Below are 5,577 nucleotides of genomic sequence, written 5' to 3'. Positions count from 1 at the left end.
GTCTCGAACACAGCAGTTAAGCCCTCCAGCGGCGATGGTACTTCCGGGGTGACCCGGTGGGAGAGTAGCACGTTGCCGAATACCTTTTCACATGACAGCTAGGTAATTGTGCCTGGCTGTCTTTTTTATCTACTGGGTAAGTAGTGTAGAAGGGCGGGGTGCTAGCCCCCGCCCTTTGTCTACTCTGTTAGAACTGCTTAGCTGGAATTTGGTTTGCGTCCATGCCGGTTTGGATAGAGGCTTTGTCTACCTGGACAGGTTGATTTCTAGGATCAGTGCTACCGGCCACGCCTGCACCGGTCTGGTTAGCCAGAGATTGCTCCGCAGCAGCAATCATCTTCTTAACCATGTAACCGCCGATGCTTCCAGCTTCCCTAGCGGTTAGATTTCCACCGTAACCGGTCTGCTGGAACTCCTGGTACCCTTGGCTTTGACCCAAACCCAGCTCTTGAGCGGTTTCCCACTTAAATTGCTCCAGGGCCCGCATCGCGGCAGGGTTGAGGATCTGGTTACTACGTCGACCATTAGCCATTAAGTACTCCTCCTTTGAAGTGGGTTCGCTCTTATGATGTGTAGATCTCAGCTCCGTAAACTAGCGGATGTTCTCCAGTTGATGCAAATTCAGGCTGGGTGAAATCAGGCGCAATCTAGAAGGGTGCGCTCTCTGATATAATGTGTTATACTTAGTTTGTTCATGTTGCACCGAAAATTCGTCGATCAATGGAGGTATTTAATGCACGTCGGTGACATTGTCGAAGGTACTGTGACGAGTACAGCGAAGTTTGGGGCCTTTGTCAGACTGCCCAATGGAGAAGAAGGCTTAGTCCATATCTCCCAGCTTGCCCATAAGTTTGTCGAGGCGGTAGAAGACGAGGTTAAAGTGGGCGACACAGTCCGTGTGAAGGTTTTGGAGATCAAGGATGGCAAGTACAGCTTATCGATCAAGGCTGCAACCGCCCCGCCCCGTAAACGTCAGTCTCCAGAGGATCTGGAGAGGAAGATACAGAAGTTTTTGGCTCAAAGTGAGAAACGACTAAAGGAAACCAATCTGTTTTAGGTTTGCTAAATTTGCGCCCTGGTTTCAGGGCGTTTTTATTATCTCCAGGACCAGGAGTCAATTTGCAGTTGTCAGTTGTGGGAATCGATGCTATAATTGAAAAAACTAAATAAAGGAGAGTAGAGTTGAGATGAGACTAGATGAGTTTAGTGTAGGCGACCTTGTGTTGGCAGCTTTGCTGCTGGGGATTGGTTCGGTGTTGCACGCTGTGTTTCCCGGTGTTTTTGCCGGGATGAAACCGGACTTTTCTCTCATTATGTTGTTTGTGGTGATTATGCTGATTCCTGACAAACGAATTGTCGCGATTGCAGGGATAGCCACGGGCTTGATTACTGCCCTCACCACAACCTTTCCCGGTGGGCAGATACCCAACATCATTGACAAGTTGGTAACCACTGCCGCGGTAATGGCGTTAGCATCCGTCGTACCAAGCAGATTGAAAGTACCTGTCGTGGGAGTTTTAGGCACTTTGGTGAGCGGAGTAGTGTTCCTGTCCTCGGCTACTGTTTTGGTTGGGTTACCAGCTCCCTTCATGGCCTTGGTGGTATCTGTAGTCTTACCGGCTACGGCAATCAACACCTTGAGTCTCCTAGTGCTGTATCCCATCACTGCGAAGCTGTACTCTGCGCAGCGACACCGAGTGGCAAACCCCGCTAAGGCAGGTCAGTAATTTTTTGCCAATGCAACAAGGCCCCATGGACCGTCATGGGGCTCTTTTTTTTGGTATCACAGTATATATATGTTACGTATGGGGGGGGGTTGATGGGTGGTAAAGGAGCATTTCGCAGTTAATGTAGTGAAGCTGGGAATATCCCATGGTCAATACAAAGCCGTAGGAGAGGTGTCCTTTGGTGTTAAGCCTGGCAGTGTCTTAGCCCTTGTTGGTCCCTCGGGCTGCGGAAAAACCAGCATTCTTTATTGCCTTGCGGGGTTGAACCTGGAATACTCAGGACTGATTGAAATCTTCAACGCACCTCCGCAGCGGGGGCGTCGGGACATATCGATTATCCTGCAGGACTACGGCTTGTTGCCCTGGAAAACTGCTCGAGACAACGTTGAACTAGGATTGCGGTTTCGGGGTGAACTCACCGGGGCTCGGGACAGGGTTAAGGAGCTCATCGCAAGGCTGGGACTAAGAGACTGCTGTCATCAGTATCCCCACCAGTTGTCAGGGGGGCAAAAGCAACGGGTAGCAGTAGCCCGAGCACTTTCAGTAGAGCCGAGGTTGCTGCTGATGGACGAACCCTTTTCCGCTCTGGATGCGTTAACCCGAGAAGACATGCAGGAACTATTCTCTAAAGTGCAAAGGGAACTAGCCTTAACAACGATTCTGGTTACTCATAGTCTGGAGGAGGCCCTATTTTTGGGAGACAGGATTGTAGTGTTATCGCAATCTCCGGCAAAGGTGCTCCTTACTCTCGACAATCCCGGTGCCGGTAATCGGGCCGATCCGGAGCACGTTTCTAGAGCCGAACTGATTAGAGCATTGTTAGCAGCTGATCGGAATCAGGGGGGGAAACTATGAATAGGATTCGGCGGATAAAACGAGGTCTCATCCCTTTGGTACAGCTTTTTGTAGCCTGGCAGCTACTAGCTTGGATGCTGAAAACACCGGCCTTTCCTCCCCCTTACCCGGTAATCGTCAATCTGATCACAAGAACGGATATTCCCCTTCATGCTTGGGTCAGTCTCTGGCGTACCCTTCGCGCCATCGTAATCTCCATTGTGATTGCAGTCCCCGTCGGGATCTGGGTTGGTGGAAATGACAGGTTGTATAGGACCTTTTCACCATTCCTATACCTACTATATCCTATCCCCAAGGTGGCCTTCTTGCCGGTAATTATGCTACTGCTTGGCCTGGGTGACTCAGCCAAGATTTTCCTAATGGTTTTGGTTATTCTATTTCAAATCTTAGTATCGGTAATGGATGCCCGTCGGGGAATCGATCGGTTCATAATCGATTCCATTGCCACCCTGGGACCAAATCGGTGGCAGATGTTGTGGCACGTCTTATTACCAGCGGTACTTCCCAGGGTCCTCACCTCGGTGCGAGTGAGTGTTGGCACTGCCTTGGCGATTCTGTTCTTTGCTGAGACCTTCGGCACTGAGCTTGGATTGGGGTATTACATAACCGATGCCTGGATGAGGTTAAACTACCAGGACATGTTCGCTGGAATCGCAGCTTTGAGTTTGTTGGGATTACTGTTGTTTCAGGCGATCAATTGGATAGAAGGCAAATTATGCAAATGGCGGTCATAACGACCGCCATTGGTATAAAGGTTTCTACTACTATTATTACCGTCCATTTAGCCCATTTTGAATTCGTGCTCGCTCCTGCTCAATCAGCTGCTGCTTTAAGTTCCACAGTGGCTCTGACAGATCTACGTAGTACTCCTGGGGATTAATCAGCCTGATGTGTTCCGGCCAGAAGGCTGCCTGGTTTTCCTTGGCCCTTTGTTGGATCTCCGGTAGACTCGGCAGGCTGTACACTAACTCACCTTGGAGGAAAATCGGGGTGAGGAGCTCCTGCACCGAGAAATTGCGGAGGGTTTTCCGTTTCCAGGTTTCAATTGGATCGAAGATGGTCAAAGGCTTGCTGGTATCGATGACTTCTTCCTCAAGGATGATCAGATCCGCGATTGCCTTTCCTGTGGAGTTATCCATTAGCCTCAAGGGCCTCTTGACGCCGGGGTTCGTAGTTTTTTCCCGGTTCTCGCTGACTTTGATCTTGGGAACGAATTTGCCGTCTACTTCTTCGGCAACCATCTTGTAAACTGCGCCCAGGGCAGGATTATCCCTGGCAGTAATCAGGTTGGTTCCGACACCCCAAGTGTCCACCTTGGCTCCCTGTTGCTTGAGATCCCGAATTAGGTGCTCATCTAGATCGTTGCTTGCAACGATCTTTGCATAGGTAAGTCCGGCACTGTCCAGCATCTTCCTTGCTTCCCGAGACAAATAGGAGATGTCGCCACTGTCGAGACGGATTCCCAGGAGTTTATGCCCCTTGGCTTCCAACTCCTTACCGACGATGATGGCATTGGGAACTCCGCTGCGCAGGGTGTCGTAGGTGTCAACCAGCAGTAGACAAGCATCGGGATAGGCTGCTGCATAGGCACGGAAGGCATCGAGCTCAGTGGGAAAGCTCATTACCCAGGAATGGGCATGTGTTCCACTAACGGGAACTCCAAAGACTTGTCCGGCCAGAAGGTTGCTGGTAGCAGCACATCCACCGACGATAGCTGCTCGGGCTCCATACAGCCCAGCTCCGAGACCTTGAGCACGCCTCAGGCCAAATTCAAGGACGGGATCACCCTCGGCTGCTTGAACTACTCGGGCAGCTTTGGTGGCAATTAGGCTTTGATGTCCGATCATTGCGAGCAAAGCCGTTTCGATTAATTGCCCTTGGTAGATTGGAGCCTTGACCCGAACCAAAGGCTCATGGGGGAAAGCAACGGTACCCTCCGGCATAGCCAAGATGTCCCCAGTAAAGGTGAAATCCCGCAAGAAGTCGAGAAAATCAGGACTAAAAAGTTTTAGGGATGCGAGATAGTCCAGATCCTCCTGGGAAAAATGAAGATTCTGTATGTACTCAATCGCTTGCTCAAGACCTGCGGTAATTACATGGTTGCCACCAAAGGGACCGGTGCGAAAAAACAGGTCAAATACGGCCTCGCGCTTGTGTGTTCCGGCTCTGTAATACCCATACATCATCGTGAGCTGGTACAGATCGGTATGCATCGTTTGATTCTGACGTGGCATGGGGATATACTCCTATCTGCTAAGAAATTTTCATCCCAATTATATCACATCTGGGGCAATTAGACTCGGGAACAGAGCACGATTATTGATTATGCTGTTGCTGCGGTGGAATACTAGCGGTAGATTAGCAGACTGGAGTTGATTGAGATGCCGAACACCAAAAACCATGTTCCAACGATAGCTGAGGTAGCGAAGCAAACGGGACTAAATCAAAATGAAGTACGGGAAGTTGTCGAGCTGCTTCAGGTCTATGGGGTGTTGGAAGTACTAGAGCCCGGCGATCGATTGGTGGCCGGAGTGCGCAGCGGGTTGCCTACGGGGATGAACCCCGAAGACATAGTTGAATTGGATGAGAATGAGGACTGGGTGGAAAAAGAGGGAGCCCAGGGTTAAGAAAACAGTAAAGACCCCTTGATCTCGAAACACAGTCATGGTAGAATCATACCTGACCAGACGCGATACAAAATAGTAACAAAACAGAAATGTTAATGTTACTGAAACTGGTAGTTGCCAAAAGTAAAGTAACGTGATAAGATACATCTTGCCGCTCGGAAGGGTGCTGATGGGAAAGAAGAAATTGGCACTTGCATCGGCGGCGAAAACATGCTAAGATAGTTTTTGCTAACGCCTCGGGCGTTGGCGAAAATTAGGACAAGAGGCTGCAGTGCCTTTTGACTTGATCCTTGAAAACTAAGCAGTATGTCAGCACAGCTTGTGTTAAGGTTCATCTCAAAGATTCACGGAGAGTTTGATCCTGGCTC

7 protein-coding genes are annotated in these 5,577 nt (G+C 49.9%); 5 read left to right on the top strand and 2 right to left on the bottom strand.

The genetic code is table 11. The annotated features are described in order from the left end of the window. Positions 1–187 precede the first annotated feature (187 nt). Positions 188–532 (bottom strand): alpha/beta-type small acid-soluble spore protein, encoded by a 345-nt coding sequence (locus GX030_02855; GenBank protein NLV91320.1) that lies wholly within the window; start codon positions 530–532, stop codon positions 188–190. A 201-nt stretch (positions 533–733) separates the two neighbouring features. On the opposite strand from GX030_02855, the gene GX030_02850 reads away from it, so the two are divergent. The 4 genes from GX030_02850 (at position 734) to GX030_02835 (ending at position 3,316) form a co-directional block, all read left to right on the top strand. Continuing rightward, complete coding sequence (locus GX030_02850; GenBank protein ID NLV91319.1) at positions 734–1,057, top strand: S1 RNA-binding domain-containing protein; 324 nt, start codon at positions 734–736, stop codon at positions 1,055–1,057. A gap of 130 nt (positions 1,058–1,187) precedes the next feature. Further along, positions 1,188–1,727: a tryptophan transporter gene (locus GX030_02845; GenBank protein ID NLV91318.1), complete on the top strand. Its 540-nt coding sequence runs from the start codon at positions 1,188–1,190 to the stop codon at positions 1,725–1,727. Between the two features lie 96 nt (positions 1,728–1,823). After that, the gene (locus GX030_02840) at positions 1,824–2,582 is read left to right on the top strand and encodes an ABC transporter ATP-binding protein (protein NLV91317.1); all 759 of its coding nucleotides are present in this window, start codon (positions 1,824–1,826) and stop codon (positions 2,580–2,582) included. Further along, complete coding sequence (locus GX030_02835) at positions 2,579–3,316, top strand: ABC transporter permease (protein NLV91316.1); 738 nt, start codon at positions 2,579–2,581, stop codon at positions 3,314–3,316. Before GX030_02840 ends, GX030_02835 begins: the two co-directional genes overlap by 4 nt. 36 nt (positions 3,317–3,352) lie before the next feature. On the opposite strand, the gene GX030_02830 is transcribed toward GX030_02835, so the two are convergent. Then, the gene (locus tag GX030_02830) at positions 3,353–4,816 is read right to left on the bottom strand and encodes a nicotinate phosphoribosyltransferase (protein NLV91315.1); all 1,464 of its coding nucleotides are present in this window, start codon (positions 4,814–4,816) and stop codon (positions 3,353–3,355) included. Between the two features lie 147 nt (positions 4,817–4,963). Here GX030_02830 and GX030_02825 point away from each other — a divergent pair, with 147 nt between their 5' ends. Next, complete coding sequence (locus GX030_02825; GenBank protein NLV91314.1) at positions 4,964–5,209, top strand: hypothetical protein; 246 nt, start codon at positions 4,964–4,966, stop codon at positions 5,207–5,209. The last annotated feature ends 368 nt before the right edge of the window (positions 5,210–5,577 follow it).

It is taken from the genome of Bacillota bacterium (assembly GCA_012727955.1).
In the GTDB taxonomy this organism is placed as follows: domain Bacteria; phylum Bacillota; class Limnochordia; order DTU087; family JAAYGB01; genus JAAYGB01.
This window is presented reverse-complemented; position numbering and strand designations above follow the sequence as displayed.